Consider the following 13,466-nt stretch of genomic DNA (forward strand, 5'->3'; position numbering starts at 1 on the left):
TCCGGTCCCGCCGCTCCCAGGGGCGTTGTCGGCTCTGCCGCATCCCTTCCCCGCCACACCCATGCTCCTGACCACACCCGTGTCCACGTTCACGTCCGCGCTCCGCTTCCGTCCCGGGCGCCCCACCACACCGAACTGGAGTCGACCATGACCGAGGACAAGCTCCGTACCTATCTGCGGCGGGTCACGGCGGAACTGCAGCAGACCCGAGAGCGGCTCCGCGAGTCCGAGGACAAGCGCCGTGAACCGCTCGCGATCATCGGGATGGCATGCCGGCTGCCCGGTGGCGCCGACTCGCCGGACCGGCTGTGGCGGCTCGTCGCGGACGGCGTCGACGCCGTCGGTGGGCTGCCGACCGATCGGGGCTGGGACCTGGACGCCCTCTACGACCCCGACCCTGACAAACCCGGGACGACGTACACGCAGGAAGGCGCGTTCGTCTACGAGGCCGGGGACTTCGACCCCGCGCTCTTCGGTATCTCGCCGCGTGAGGCGCTGGCGATGGATCCGCAACAGCGGCTGCTGCTGGAAACCTCCTGGGAGGCGGTGGAACGGGCCCGCATCGACCCGTTGTCGTTGCGTGGCAGCCGCACCGGTGTCTTCATCGGTGGTCTGCCGACCGGCTACGGGGCGATGCTCCTCGACTCGGCCGAGGACCAGGGGTACGCGCTGACCGGTGGCACGGGCAGCGTCATGTCCGGGCGCGTCTCGTACGCCCTCGGGCTCCAGGGCCCGGCGGTCACCGTCGACACCGCGTGCTCGTCCTCGCTCGTCTCGCTGCACCTCGCCGCCCAGTCACTGCGGCAGGGGGACTGCTCCCTGGCGCTGGCGGGCGGCGCGGGCATCCTCGCGACTCCGGCCGGGTTCGTCGTCTTCGCCCGGCAGCGCGGGCTGGCTGTGGACGGCCGGTGCAAGGCGTTCTCGGACGCGGCCGACGGAATCGGCTGGGGCGAGGGCGCGGCTGTCGTCCTGCTGGAGCGGTTGTCGGATGCTCGGCGTCATGGGCGGCGGGTGTTGGCGGTGGTGCGGGGTTCGGCGGTTAATCAGGATGGTGCGTCGAATGGGTTGAGTGCGCCGAGTGGTCCGGCGCAGCAGCGGGTGATTCGGCAGGCGTTGGCGAGTGGGGGGTTGTCGGCGTCGGATGTGGATGTGGTGGAGGCGCATGGGACGGGGACGCGGTTGGGTGATCCGATTGAGGCGCAGGCGTTGTTGGGGGTGTTTGGGGGTGGGCGTGAGCGGCCGTTGTTTGTGGGGTCGTTGAAGTCGAATATTGGTCATACGCAGGCGGTTTCTGGTGTGGCTGGTGTGGTGAAGTCGGTGATGGCGTTGCGGGCGGGGGTGTTGCCGCGGACGTTGCATGTGGGTGAGGCGTCGTCGGAGGTGGACTGGTCGTCGGGTGCGGTGGAGTTGTTGCGGGAGGAGCGGGTGTGGCCGGTGACGGGGCGTCCGCGGCGTGTGGGTGTGTCGTCGTTCGGGATCAGTGGGACGAATGTGCATGTGATCCTCGAAGAGGCTGATGAGGCTGAAGGGTCTGGAGGGGTTGGGGAGTCTGAGGTTGAGGTGGGGCCTGTTTCGGGCCCTGTGCCTTGGACGGTGTCCGCGGCCACCGAGGCGGCTTTGCGTGGTCAGGCCCGCCGTCTCCACGACCACCTGAACGAGCACCCTGACCTCACCACCACCGACGTCGGACACGCCCTCGCCACCACCCGAGCCGCTCTCGAACACCGGGCGGTACTCGTCGCCGACGACCGGGACGGCTTTCTGAACCGGCTGCGCGCTCTGGCCGAGGACACCGAGATACCGGGCCTGGTCACGGGGGCCGGCACCAAGGCCAAGACGGTGTTCGTGTTTCCGGGTCAGGGGTCGCAGTGGGTGGGGATGGCGGTGGAACTGCTGGGTTCCTCGCCGGTGTTCGCGGCGCGGATGGCGGAGTGTGCGGAGGCACTGTCGGGGTTTGTGGACTGGTCGCTGCCCGATGTCCTGGGTGATGAGGCCGAGTTGGGCCGGGTGGATGTGGTTCAGCCGGTGTTGTGGGCGGTGATGGTGTCACTGGCGGAGGTGTGGCGGTCGTACGGTGTGGAGCCGGCGGCCGTCGTGGGCCACTCGCAGGGTGAGATCGCCGCCGCTGTGGTGGCGGGTGCCTTGTCGTTGGAGGACGGTGCCCGTGTGGTGGCCCTCCGTTCGCGGGCGATCCTCGCCCTGTCGGGCAAAGGCGGGATGGTCTCCGTGCAGCTGCCCGCGGACAACGTGCGGGAGGAGTTGGCCCGTTGGGGCGGCCGGATCGATCTGGCGGCGGTCAACGGCCCGGCCTCGGTAGTCGTCGCGGGCGAGACCGGAGCGCTGGACGAACTGCTGGCCTGGGCGCAGGAACAGGGCGTTCGGGCACGTCGAATCGCCGTCGACTACGCCTCGCACTCCTTCCAAGTGGAGGGCCTGCGGGCGGAGTTGGCCGAACTGCTGGCCGACGTGACGCCGGTGTCCTCGCAGGTGGCCTTCTACTCGGCGGTGACCGGAGAGCGGGTCGACACGGAGAGCCTGGACGGGGACTACTGGTTCCGGAATCTGCGGCAGCCGGTGGAGTTCGAGCGGGTGACACGGCTGCTCCTGGAGCAGGGGCACGACGTCTTCGTCGAGGTGAGCCCCCACCCCGTACTCACGGCCGCTGTGCAGGAGACGGCCGAGTCGGCCGGCCGGGACGTGGCTGTCACCGGAACACTCCGCCGCGGCGAGGGCGGGTCCGAGCGGCTGCTGCTGTCGTTGGGCGAGGCGTACGTCCGGGGCGCCGGTGTCGTCTGGCAGGAGTGGTTCGCGGGGAGCGGCGCCAGGCCGGTGGACCTGCCCACCTACGCCTTCCAGCACCGCCGCTTCTGGATGGAGCTGCCGGACGGTGTCGGAGCACGCGCCACGGCCGGCCGGGCGATCGACGACTGGCGTTACCGCGTGACCTGGCGACGCGTCAGTGCCTCCGCCCGCGCCGCAGAGGGAACACCCCTGTCGGGACGCTGGCTGCTGGTCGTCCCCCAGGGCGGCGACGGGGCAGAGATCGCGGCGGCGCTGCGCGCGGCGGGTGCCGACCTGGACGTCTCCACCAACGCGACCCTCGGTACGGACATCGCGGACCACGGCGGTACGTACGCCGGTGTCGTCTCCCTTCCGGAGACGGCCGGTGACGCCCTCGCCCTGACCCGCGCCCTGCGCGCGGCGGACGTGAACGCGCCGCTGTGGTGGCTGACCCGGGGGGCCGCGGCCGTGGCCACCAGTGACGCCGTACGGTCGGAGGCGACCCGGCTGTGGGGGCTCGGCCAGGTGCTGGGCCTCGAACATCCCGACTGGTGGGGTGGTCTCCTCGACCTGCCGCGCGACTGGAGCGAGAGCGTCGCCACGCTGCTGCCGTCCCTGCTCTCGGGTGCCGCCGCGGGGGAGGACCAGCTGGCCATCCGTGGCCCCGCGGCCTACGCGCGGCGGCTGGTGCGGGCTCCGCTCGCCGACCGTGGGCCGGTACGGCCCTGGAAACCGCGCGGCACGGTACTGATCACGGGCGGCACCGGCGGAATCGCCGCCCATCTGGCCCGCTGGCTGGCCGCCGAGGGCGCGGAGCACCTCCTGCTCGTCAGCCGCCGGGGCGCCTCCGCGCCCGGGGCCGACGAACTCGCCCAGGAACTGCGGGCGCTCGGCGCCGAGGTGACGTTCGCGGCCTGCGACGTGGCCGACCGGGACGCCCTGGCCGCCGTACTGGCGGACGACATACCGCCGTCGTGGCCCCTGAGCGCCGTCATCCACGCCGCCAGTTCCACGAGTTACGGTCCTGCCCTCGCCGTCGAACCGCAGGAGCTGACGGACGGCATGGCCGCCAAGGCGGAGGGCGCCCGCCACCTGGACGAACTCACCGCCGGTCTCGACCTCGACGCGTTCGTGCTCTTCTCGTCCGGCGCCGCCGTCTGGGGCAGCGCCGGCAACGCGACCTACGCCGCCGCCAACGCCTACCTCGACGGGCTCGCTTACGAGCGGCGGGCACGCGGGCTGACGGCGACCTCGCTCGCCTGGGGCGGCTGGGCCGATGGCGGCATGCTGGAAGGCTTCGGAGCGCTCGCCGACCAACTGGACCGTATGGGCGTACGGCAGATGCGGCCCGAGTCGGCGATCGAGGTGATGCGGGAGGCCGTCGAACACGGCGAGACCGCGCTGACGGTCAGTGACATGGACTGGGCGCGGTTCGCGCCCGTCTACGCCCTGTCCCGGCGCCGCCCGCTGATCGAGGAGATCCCCGAGGCGGCACGCGCGTTGCGCGGCGAATCCGACGCCGACCGCGCTTCCAGCGATGACGGCACCGCCGCCGGCCGACTGCGCGAGCGCCTCGCCGGACTCACCGAGCCGGACAGGCGTGCCGTACTGCTTGACCTGGTGCGTACCCGGGCGGCGGCGGTGCTGGGCCATGCGGAGGTGGCGGAGATCGCGGCCGGCCGGCCGTTCAAGGATCTGGGGTTCGACTCGCTGACGGCGACCGAACTGCGTAACCGCCTCAACGCCGCGACCGGTCTGCGGCTGCCCGCCACCCTGGTCTTCGACCATCCCACCCCCACCGCCCTCGCCACCCTCCTGCACCAGGAACTGCTGGGCGGCGCGGAAGCAGCGGGTCCCGCGCTGCCGCCCGCCCGCCTGCCCGTGGACGACGACCCGCTCGCCGTCGTCGGGATGGCCTGCCGCTACCCGGGTGGTGTCACCGGCCCCGAGGATCTGTGGCGTCTGGTCACCGAAGGCCGGGACGAGATGGCGGACTTCCCCGTGGACCGGGGCTGGGACGCGCTGGCCCTCTACGATCCCGGACGCCAGACCACCCTCTCCGGACAGGGCGCCTTCCTCCACGACGCGGGCGACTTCGACGCGGAGTTCTTCGGTATCTCGCCCCGTGAGGCGCTCTCCATGGACCCGCAGCAGCGACTGCTGCTCGAAGCGTCGTGGGAGGCCGTCGAACGGACCGGCATCGACCCGCTGTCCCTGCGCGGCAGCCGCACCGGCGTGTTCGTCGGCGGCACCCCGCAGGAGTACGGCGCCCTGCTGATGAACTCCCCTTCCCTGGCGAGCGGTTACGCACTGACCAGCTCGTCCGGCAGTGTCATGTCCGGCCGGGTGTCGTATGTGCTGGGTCTTGAGGGTCCGGCGGTGACGGTGGACACGGCGTGTTCGTCGTCGTTGGTGGCGTTGCATCTGGCGGGGCAGGCGCTGCGGGCGGGGGAGTGCGACCTCGCCCTCGCCGGCGGCGTCACCGTCATGGCGACGCCCGGGGCGTTCGCCGAGTTCGCCAACCAGGGCGGGCTGTCCTCCGACGGTCGGTGCAAGGCGTTCGCGGACGCGGCCGACGGCACCGGCTGGGGCGAGGGCGTGGGGATGCTGGTGGTGGAGCGGCTGTCGGACGCGCGACGCAACGGCCATCGGGTGCTGGCGGTGATCCGGGGTTCGGCGGTGAACCAGGACGGCGCGTCGAACGGGCTGACCGCGCCCAACGGTCCTTCCCAACAGCGGGTGATCCGGGCGGCGTTGGCGAGTGCGGGGCTGACGACCGCTGATGTGGACGCGGTGGAGGCGCACGGCACGGGGACCCGGCTGGGGGATCCGATCGAGGCGCAGGCCCTGCTGGCGACGTACGGCCGCGACCGCCCCGAGGACCGGCCCCTGTGGCTCGGCTCCATCAAGTCCAACATCGGCCACACCCAGTACGCCGCCGGTGTCGCCGGGGTCATCAAGACCGTGCTGGCGATGCGGGAGGGTGTGCTGCCACGCACGCTGCACGTGGACGAGCCGACGCGGCAGGTGGACTGGTCCGCCGGTACGGTACGGCTGCTGACGGAGCATCAGCCCTGGCCGGAGACCGGGCGCCCGCGCCGGGCCGCCGTGTCGTCGTTCGGCATCAGTGGCACCAACGCCCATCTCGTCCTCGAACAGGCACCCGAGCAGGAACCCGGGCAGGGACCGGAGCCGGCGACAGGGCCGGAAGCAACCCCGGAAGCGCCGCGTCCCGCGGGCGTCGTGCCCTGGCTGGTCTCCGGCCACACCGAAGCCGCCCTGCGCGACCAGGCCGCACGTCTCCTCGCCGATCTGAGGGCACGCCCCGGCACCACCCCGCTGGACGTCGCCCGCTCGCTCGCCACCACGCGCAGCGCTCTCGCCCACCGCGCGGCCGTCGTCGCCGACGACCTCCCCGCGCTGGTCGAGGGCCTGGAGTCGCTCGCCGCCGGCACGCCGGCCACCACCGCCGAGGTGATCCGGGGCGTCGTGCGCGAAACCCCGCTCGCCGTCGTCTTCCCCGGTCAGGGATCCCAACGGGTGGGCATGGGCCGTGAGTTGTACGAGCGTCACCCCGTCTTCGCCGTCGTCTTCGACGCGATCTGCGCGGAGTTCGACGGGCTGCTGCCCCGCCCGCTGCGCGACGTCGTTCTCGCCGCCGACCCCGGACGGCCAGGGGAACTGGACCGGACCGAGTTCACCCAGCCCGCCCTCTTCGCCGTGGAGGTGGCGCTGTACCGGCTTCTGGAGAGCTGGGGCATCCGTCCCGACGTGCTGATCGGCCACTCCGTCGGAGAACTCGCCGCCGCCCACGTCGCCGGAGTCTGGTCACTCGCCGACGCCTGCCGTGTGGTCGCCGCGCGTGGCCGGCTGATGCAGGCGCTGCCGCCCGGCGGAGTCATGCTGGCCGTCCAGGCGCCCGAGACCGAGGTGGTCGGGGTACTGGCCTCCCACTCGGACCGCAGTGTCGGCATCGCCGCGGTCAACGGCCCCTCCTCGGTGGTCGTCTCCGGCCCACAGAGCGAGATCCTCGGGGTCGCGGCCGAGTTCGTCGGGCGTGGCTACCGGACCAAGACGCTCGCGGTGAGCCACGCCTTCCACTCCTCGCTCATGGAGCCCATGCTCGCGGACTTCGCCTCGGAACTGGCGCGGGTCACCTTCCACGAGCCCGAACTGACCGTCATCTCCAACATCACCGGAACCGCGGCCTCCGCGGCCGAACTGTGCGCACCCGGCTACTGGGTCAGGCACGTGCGCGACACGGTCCGGTTCGCCGGCGGGCTGCACACGCTGCTCGACCGGGGGGTCCGCACCTTCCTGGAGGTGGGCCCGGGCGGCGCCCTGACCGCGATGGCCGAGGAGACCGCGGCCGACCACGCCCCGTCCGCCGTGACCTGCCTGGCCGCCCTGCGCGGAGGAGACCTCGAAGAGGCCGACGCCCTGGTCGCGGCGGTCGCGCGGCTCGCCGTCGAGGGCACCCCGGTCGACTGGGACGCGTACTTCGCGGGCACGGGCGCCCGTACGGTCCCGCTGCCGACGTACGCCTTCCAGCACCGCCGCTTCTGGCTCCGCGTACTGGGTGGCGGTGGCGTCGGCCGGGACGCGTCGGCCGTCGGTCTGGCCGCGGTGGACCATCCGATGCTCGGTGCCGTCACCGCGCTGCCCGCCTCCGGTGGAGTGCTGCTCACCGGTCGGCTCGACCTCGCCGGACACCCCTGGCTGGCCGACCACGCGCTGGCCGGCACCCCGCTGCTGCCCGGCACGGCCTTCGTCGAACTGGCCCTGCACGCCGGCGAGCACGTGGGCTGCGACCGGCTCGACGAACTCGTCATCCACGCGCCCCTGCCGCTGCCGTCGGCCGAACGCGCCGGATTCGCCCTCCAGTTGACGGTCGAGGCCGCGGACGACAGCGGCCGACGGCCCTTCACCGTCCACGCCAGGTCCGAGGAGAATTCCGACCTGCCGTGGACCCGGCACGCCACCGGTCTCCTTGCCCAGGACACCCCGACAGCCGAACCCGACACGGACACCACCGCTCACCCGCCGGCCGACGCCCGCCGGGTACCGCTGGACGACTTCTACGACAGGACCGCCGCAGCGGGCCTCGAATACGGCCCGGCCTTCCACGGCCTCACCGATCTCTGGCAGGCGGCGGGCACACTCCACGCCCGGGTGGTCCTGCCCGACGACGCAGGGACCGACTCCCGTACGGATCCCGACGACGGCACGCACACCACCGACGGGTACGCAGTCCACCCGGCGCTCCTGGACGCGGCACTCCAGCCCCTGGCCCTCGGCATCCTGGGCGCGGACGGTCCCGGAGGCACCGCGGTCCCGGCCGGACTGCCCTTCGCCTGGTCGGGCGTACGGCTGTACGCGACCGGCGCGGACGAACTGTACGTCCGGCTCTCGCCCACCGGGGACGGCGCGGTCCGCGTCCACCTGACCACCCCCGACGGCCGTCCCGTCCTGACCGTCGATTCCCTGACCCTGCGCACTCCCTCGGCCGTCCCGGAGCGCGTCACCGCACACGAGAACGAGCCGCTGTACCGGCTGGAGTGGCCGACCGCGGTGCCCGCATCCGCGACCGGCCAGGCTCCCGGAGCATGGGGCACGCTCGGCCTCGATCCGCGCGAACTGCGGCCCCGCCTGGCCACCGCCACCGGTCTGGACGTCGTCCCCTACCTCGACCGCCAGTCCCTCACCGAGTCGCTCGACAGTGGTGCGCCGGCCCCCACCGCAGTCGTCGTCTTCTGCGACGCGCCGGAGACCGACAACGCGGCCACCGCAGCCCGCGACGCCACCCGGGAGGTGCTCGCCACCCTGGGCCCGTGGCTCGCCGACGACCGGCTGGCCGGCATCCGACTGGTGCTCGTCACCCACGGCGCGGTCGCCGTCGGCCCGCACGACCGGGGGCCACGACCGTCCTCCGCCGCCGTGTGGGGCCTGGCCCGAGCGGCCCAGGCCGAGCATCCGGGCCGGATCGTCCTGGTCGACCTGGACGAGGACGACACCTCGCTCGCCGCCCTGCCGGGCGCACTCGCGACGGGCGAACCGCAACTGGCCCTGCGTGCCGGCACCGCCCACCTGCCTCGGCTGACCCGACTCCCCGCGACGCCCGCGGAACCGGCCGTTCCCCCGGGCGGGCGGCCGACGCGGTTCGACGCACACGGCACCGTCCTGGTCACCGGCGCGACCGGAGCCCTCGGCGCCCTCGTGGCCCGGCACCTCGTCACCCGACACGGTGTACGGCACCTGCTGCTGGCCGGCAGGCGCGGGTCGGCCGCGCCCGGAGCGGACACCCTGACCGCCGAACTCACCGACGCCGGCGCCCGGGTCACGTTCGCCGCGTGCGACGTCGCCGACCGTGAGGCGCTCGACCGGCTCCTCGCCGGGATCCCCGCCGAACATCCCCTCACCGGAGTCGTCCATCTCGCCGGAGTGGTGGACGACGGTCTCGTCACCGACCTGACTTCCGCGCGACTCGACAGCGTCCTGCGTCCCAAGGCCGACGCGGCCTGGCACCTGCACGACGCCACCGCAGGACACGAACTGACGGCCTTCGTGCTGTTCTCCTCCGCCGCGGGAGTGCTGGGCAGCCCCGGCCAGGCCAACTACGCGGCGGCCAACGCCTTCCTCGACGCCCTGGCCCAGCACCGCCGGGCCGCGGGGCGGCCCGCGCTCTCCCTCGCCTGGGGCCCCTGGCAGGGCACCGGCGGCATGGCCGACGCACTCGACGCGTCCGCACGCGTCCGGCTCGGCGGCAGCGGGCTGCTGCCCTTCACCGCCGAGTTCGGACTGGAGGCCCTGGACCGGGCCATGGCGGAACCGGACGAGCCGCTGCTCGTTCCTCTCCGTCTCGCGCTCAGGTCCGCCGAAGCGATGCCCGCGGAACGGATTCCGGCCGTCCTGCGCGGCCTTGTCCGTGCCGCCGCTCCCCGCCGGGCCTCCGTCCGCGCCGGCAACCACGGCGGTGACCGGACGGGGGCCACGGGGCTCGCCGGTCTCGACCCCGCCATTCGCGAGGAGGCGCTGCTGGAACTCGTGCGCGCCGAGGCCGCCCGGGTGCTGGGGCACAGCGGCATCGACGCCGACCGGGCCTTCGGCGAGCTGGGATTCGACTCCCTCACCTCCGTCGAGCTGCGCAACCGGCTCGCCGCCGTCACCGGACTGCGGCTCCAGCCCACCCTCGTCTTCGACCATCCGACCCCTACGGCGCTGGTCAAGGCCCTCAACCGGCAGTTCACCGCCCCCGCCGACGAGCCCGGGCGCGCCGCTGCCCCGACCGACCCGGCCACCGCCGTCGCGGGCGCCGTCGAGGCCCTCTACCGGCATGCCCTCACCGTCGGCCGCTACGACCAGGCGGGCAAGGTCCTGATGAACTCGGCGGGCCTGCGCCCCGCGTTCACCTCGGCCGACCAGGTCGGCAGCGCCCCGGGGCTGGTCAAACTCGGCGACGGAGACCAGTACCCGGCCCTCGTCGGCCTGCCGTCGACCTCCGTGTGGGCCAGCGATCAGGAGTTCGTCAGCCTCGCCCGGCCGTTGCGCGGCCTGCGAAGCACCTACTCCCTGATGATGCCGGGATTCACCGCCGACGAACTCGTCGCCGGCAGCGTCGAGGCGGTCGTCGAGCATGCGGCCCGCACGATCCTCCGGGACCTGGACGGTGCTCCGTTCGCCCTGGCCGGCCGCTCCTCCGGAGGGTCACTCGCCTACGCGGTCGCCACCCGTCTGGAGGAACTCGGAACCCCCGCCACCGGCGTGGTCATGCTGGACACCTACCTGGCAGGCACCCCGCAGACCGACTACATCGTCCATGTCATGGAGGAGCGTTCCCTCGAACGGGAGACCGAGTTCGGACGCATGACCGGTATGCGGCTCACCGCGATGGCCTCGTACTTCGCCCTCTTCGAGACCTGGCGGCCACGGCCCGTCGACACCCCGGTACTCCTGCTCCGCGCCTCCGAACTGATCCCCGCCGACTCCGGCCAGCCGCGCATTGTCCCCGACGAGTGGCAGACCGTGTGGCCGGTACCGCTGGACGTGGTGGACGTCCCCGGCGACCACCACTCCATGATCGAGCAACACGGAGAGACCACCGCGCGGACCCTGCACGACTGGCTCAGGAACCGGACAGGGCGCGCCTGACGTTCTGATGGCCGCCCTCGGCTCGGCCCCGAGGCGGCGAACGGCACGCATCGGCGGGTCCCGGCACTCCGGGACCCGCCGACCTGCGTCCGCTCGTCCGCGGACGACGTGCCGCGGGGTTGTAGGCCGACCCGACGTTCCGGGTGTCGGACCACGAACACTGGACGGAACCGCTGTACCAGTCCGGGTCGGCGTTGCTCCACGAACACCGGCTGCCCGTGCCGTAGGCGCCGGTGTGGATGCACAGACTGCCGCTGGCGCACTCCCACGCCTGCGACGTGGCACTCGCGGAACCCGGGGCGATCAGGCCCAGGGTGGCCGTGGCGAAGGTGAGCGACGCGGCGACGAGGGCCCTGCGGGGTGAGCGGCTGGACTTCCGGTCGTGCTCCTGCTCGTACGAGGACATGCCGTGCCTTTCTCGTGGACGGTGCCAACGGGCCTACGGCTGGCGGGAATTCATGGTCCCGACCCGACATCCTGGTGTCATGCTCATGCTCATGCTCATGTGCGTGTGGTGACACTTCGCAGGTCGGCAACGGTGGCCCGCGGAGAGACGGATGCTCCGCTTTCACTTCACGTCCGAGGACCTCACCAAGGTCAGAGTCGCGACCGAACCACACGCGCTCTGGGAGATCGCGGTCAGTCTGCACCGGCTCCAGATCCGCGAAGGCCGCTGGGCCTACGCCCCCTGGTTCCGCACCGCCCGTGCCTCGTTGCGCTGGGCCGGGCTCGAACCGGCGGTGAGGACCTTCCTGTTGCCCCTCTTCCCGCGCGCCGGCTGCTTCCCCGACTTCCTGACGCCACCGGAAGGCGCCCAAGGACTGGACGCCGGGCTGAAGGCCGTTCTGGCGACGCCGTACGAGCGGGTCGTCAGGGAGACCGACGCGCTCACCCGGGCCGTCGGTGTCCCGGTCCGGGCATCCCGGCTCGCCGAGCCGGACATGCGCGAAAACTCGTGTGCGCCCTGCGTGCCTCCTACTGTGCCGTGATCGCCCCGCACGAGGAGCGCATCCAGGAGCGCCTGCACGCCGAGCGGGTCCGCCACGCCCACACCCTCTTCCATGCCCGGACCGACGGCATGCTCGCCGGGCCGGGCCCCACGATCCACTGGCGGCCACCGGTCCTGGAGATCGATCCGCATCCGGAGCACCGCGACGTCCGCCTCGACGGGCAGGGGCTGCTCCTGATCCCCTCCTGCTTCTGCTGGCACGCGCCCATCGCCGTGGCCGACTCCGGGCTCCCGCCCGTTCTGCTCGACCCCCTCCACCACCTGCCGGCGACGATTCCGCACGCCGAATCTCCTCCGCTGCACGTGCTGCTCGGCACGACCCGCCCCGCCATTCCGAGAGCCTGCGCGACCGGCTCCACCACCACCGAGGCCGCCCGCCGGGCCGGCGTGACACCCACGACGGTAGCCATCACACCGCCGTACTGCGCGACGCCGGCCTTGATCACCAGCCACCGCCACGCCAACACGGTCCCGCACCCCCTGACTCCGCTGGGAGCGGCCCTCCTGCGAACGGGGGCGGGCGGCTGCTGACCTCCGTACGAACGGCCGCCCCGGCGGCGGCTGTACCTGCGACCGGCTCGGTCGACGGCCTTGGGGGAGGCGCCGGCCACCGTCATGCCCACGAGACAGTTGACGGGGCCGACGACCGGATCAGGGCGACGGCGACTTGTTCGGCGGCGCACTGATGTCTGTTGGCGCGCGGGTGTGGCCCGGATTGTCCTTCGCTGGGCCCCTGTGGGTGCAGTTGGCGCGTGTGGCGGGTGGGATCGCGAAAATTCATGTGCTTAATGTGGCGAACTTGTGGGTACCGCGTGGGCAAGATGTGTTGAGATCATGCGCACGACACTTGGTGAGTGGCGGCATGTCGGACGTCGCGCTCGGGGGACGCGCCAAAGGCCTGCCGACACGTCGTCATCTGTCGGGCGTACCTTCCAGTTGGACGGACCGGACGAACTATGAGTACGAGCGACTTACCCGACCCCGCGCCGAACTCGGCGCCGCCGCCACCCGCCGCTGGGACCCCGGTGGTCGGGGATGCCGTGGGCGCGATGCGCAACGCGCGCGCCCAACTTGCCGAACTCCTGGGCCGTACACCGGAGTCGGTCTCGGCCATCAGCCGCGACGGGACGGGCTGGCAGGTCGACGTCGAGGTGGTGGAGCTGGAGCGCATCCCCGATTCCACCAGTGTCCTTGCCGTCTACCGGGTGAGGCTGGACGCCGACGGCCTCCTTCTCGGCTACGCCCGCAGCCGCCGCTACACCCGAGGCCAGGTCGACCGGCAGTGAGGGCGTACGAGGCGGCCCGCGCGACGCCGGTCCATCGCCTCCCTCCGTGTGACGTGGCCCCCTGTGCACGACTGCCCCGCCCGCTGTCGCGACGTCCGTGTGTCTGCGACGCCCTCGTATCCCTGACCCGGCTGAGCCGGTCCGGGATCCCGGACCGGCTGTCGTACGCCGACCGCACGACAGTCCACCGCCGACGTTCGCCCCGCACACCCTCGCCCCCCATCTCCGAGAGGGAACCTCAC

The 13,466-nt window shown here is 72.6% G+C and carries 5 protein-coding genes; 4 read left to right on the plus strand and 1 reads right to left on the minus strand.

Annotated elements, in window-relative coordinates:
* The first annotated feature begins 147 nt into the window (after nucleotides 1-147).
* Nucleotides 148-10,929 carry an SDR family NAD(P)-dependent oxidoreductase gene (locus ACW4TU_RS43495; RefSeq protein WP_457422816.1) on the plus strand — a complete coding sequence of 3,594 codons (10,782 nt, stop codon included), beginning with the start codon at nucleotides 148-150 and terminating at the stop codon, nucleotides 10,927-10,929.
* Here the strand turns inward: ACW4TU_RS43495 and ACW4TU_RS43500 are convergent.
* Nucleotides 10,904-11,335: a peptidase inhibitor family I36 protein gene (locus tag ACW4TU_RS43500; protein ID WP_457422818.1), complete on the minus strand. Its 432-nt coding sequence runs from the start codon at nucleotides 11,333-11,335 to the stop codon at nucleotides 10,904-10,906. The genes ACW4TU_RS43495 and ACW4TU_RS43500 overlap by 26 nt on opposite strands.
* A 151-nt stretch (nucleotides 11,336-11,486) precedes the next feature.
* On the opposite strand from ACW4TU_RS43500, the gene ACW4TU_RS43505 reads away from it, so the two are divergent.
* From ACW4TU_RS43505 to ACW4TU_RS43515, 3 genes are all read left to right on the plus strand, one after another.
* Nucleotides 11,487-11,918, plus strand: a complete 432-nt coding sequence (locus tag ACW4TU_RS43505) for a hypothetical protein (protein ID WP_457422820.1) — start codon at nucleotides 11,487-11,489, stop codon at nucleotides 11,916-11,918.
* Nucleotides 11,915-12,469 (plus strand): hypothetical protein, encoded by a 555-nt coding sequence (locus ACW4TU_RS43510; RefSeq protein WP_457422822.1) that lies wholly within the window; start codon nucleotides 11,915-11,917, stop codon nucleotides 12,467-12,469. Before ACW4TU_RS43505 ends, ACW4TU_RS43510 begins: the two co-directional genes overlap by 4 nt.
* Nucleotides 12,470-12,987: 518 nt before the next feature.
* The gene (locus tag ACW4TU_RS43515) at nucleotides 12,988-13,224 is read left to right on the plus strand and encodes a gas vesicle protein GvpO (RefSeq protein WP_239134863.1); all 237 of its coding nucleotides are present in this window, start codon (nucleotides 12,988-12,990) and stop codon (nucleotides 13,222-13,224) included.
* Nucleotides 13,225-13,466: the final 242 nt, after the last annotated feature.

It is taken from the genome of Streptomyces kryoterrae (assembly GCF_054072135.1).

Coding starts and splice junctions, on each gene's coding strand:
- ACW4TU_RS43495 (WP_457422816.1), top strand. CDS start 148: ATGACCGAGGACAAGCTCCGTACCTATCTGCGGCGGGTCACGGCGGAA.
- ACW4TU_RS43500 (WP_457422818.1), bottom strand. CDS start 11,335: ATGTCCTCGTACGAGCAGGAGCACGACCGGAAGTCCAGCCGCTCACCC.
- ACW4TU_RS43505 (WP_457422820.1), top strand. CDS start 11,487: ATGCTCCGCTTTCACTTCACGTCCGAGGACCTCACCAAGGTCAGAGTC.
- ACW4TU_RS43515 (WP_239134863.1), top strand. CDS start 12,988: ATGCGCAACGCGCGCGCCCAACTTGCCGAACTCCTGGGCCGTACACCG.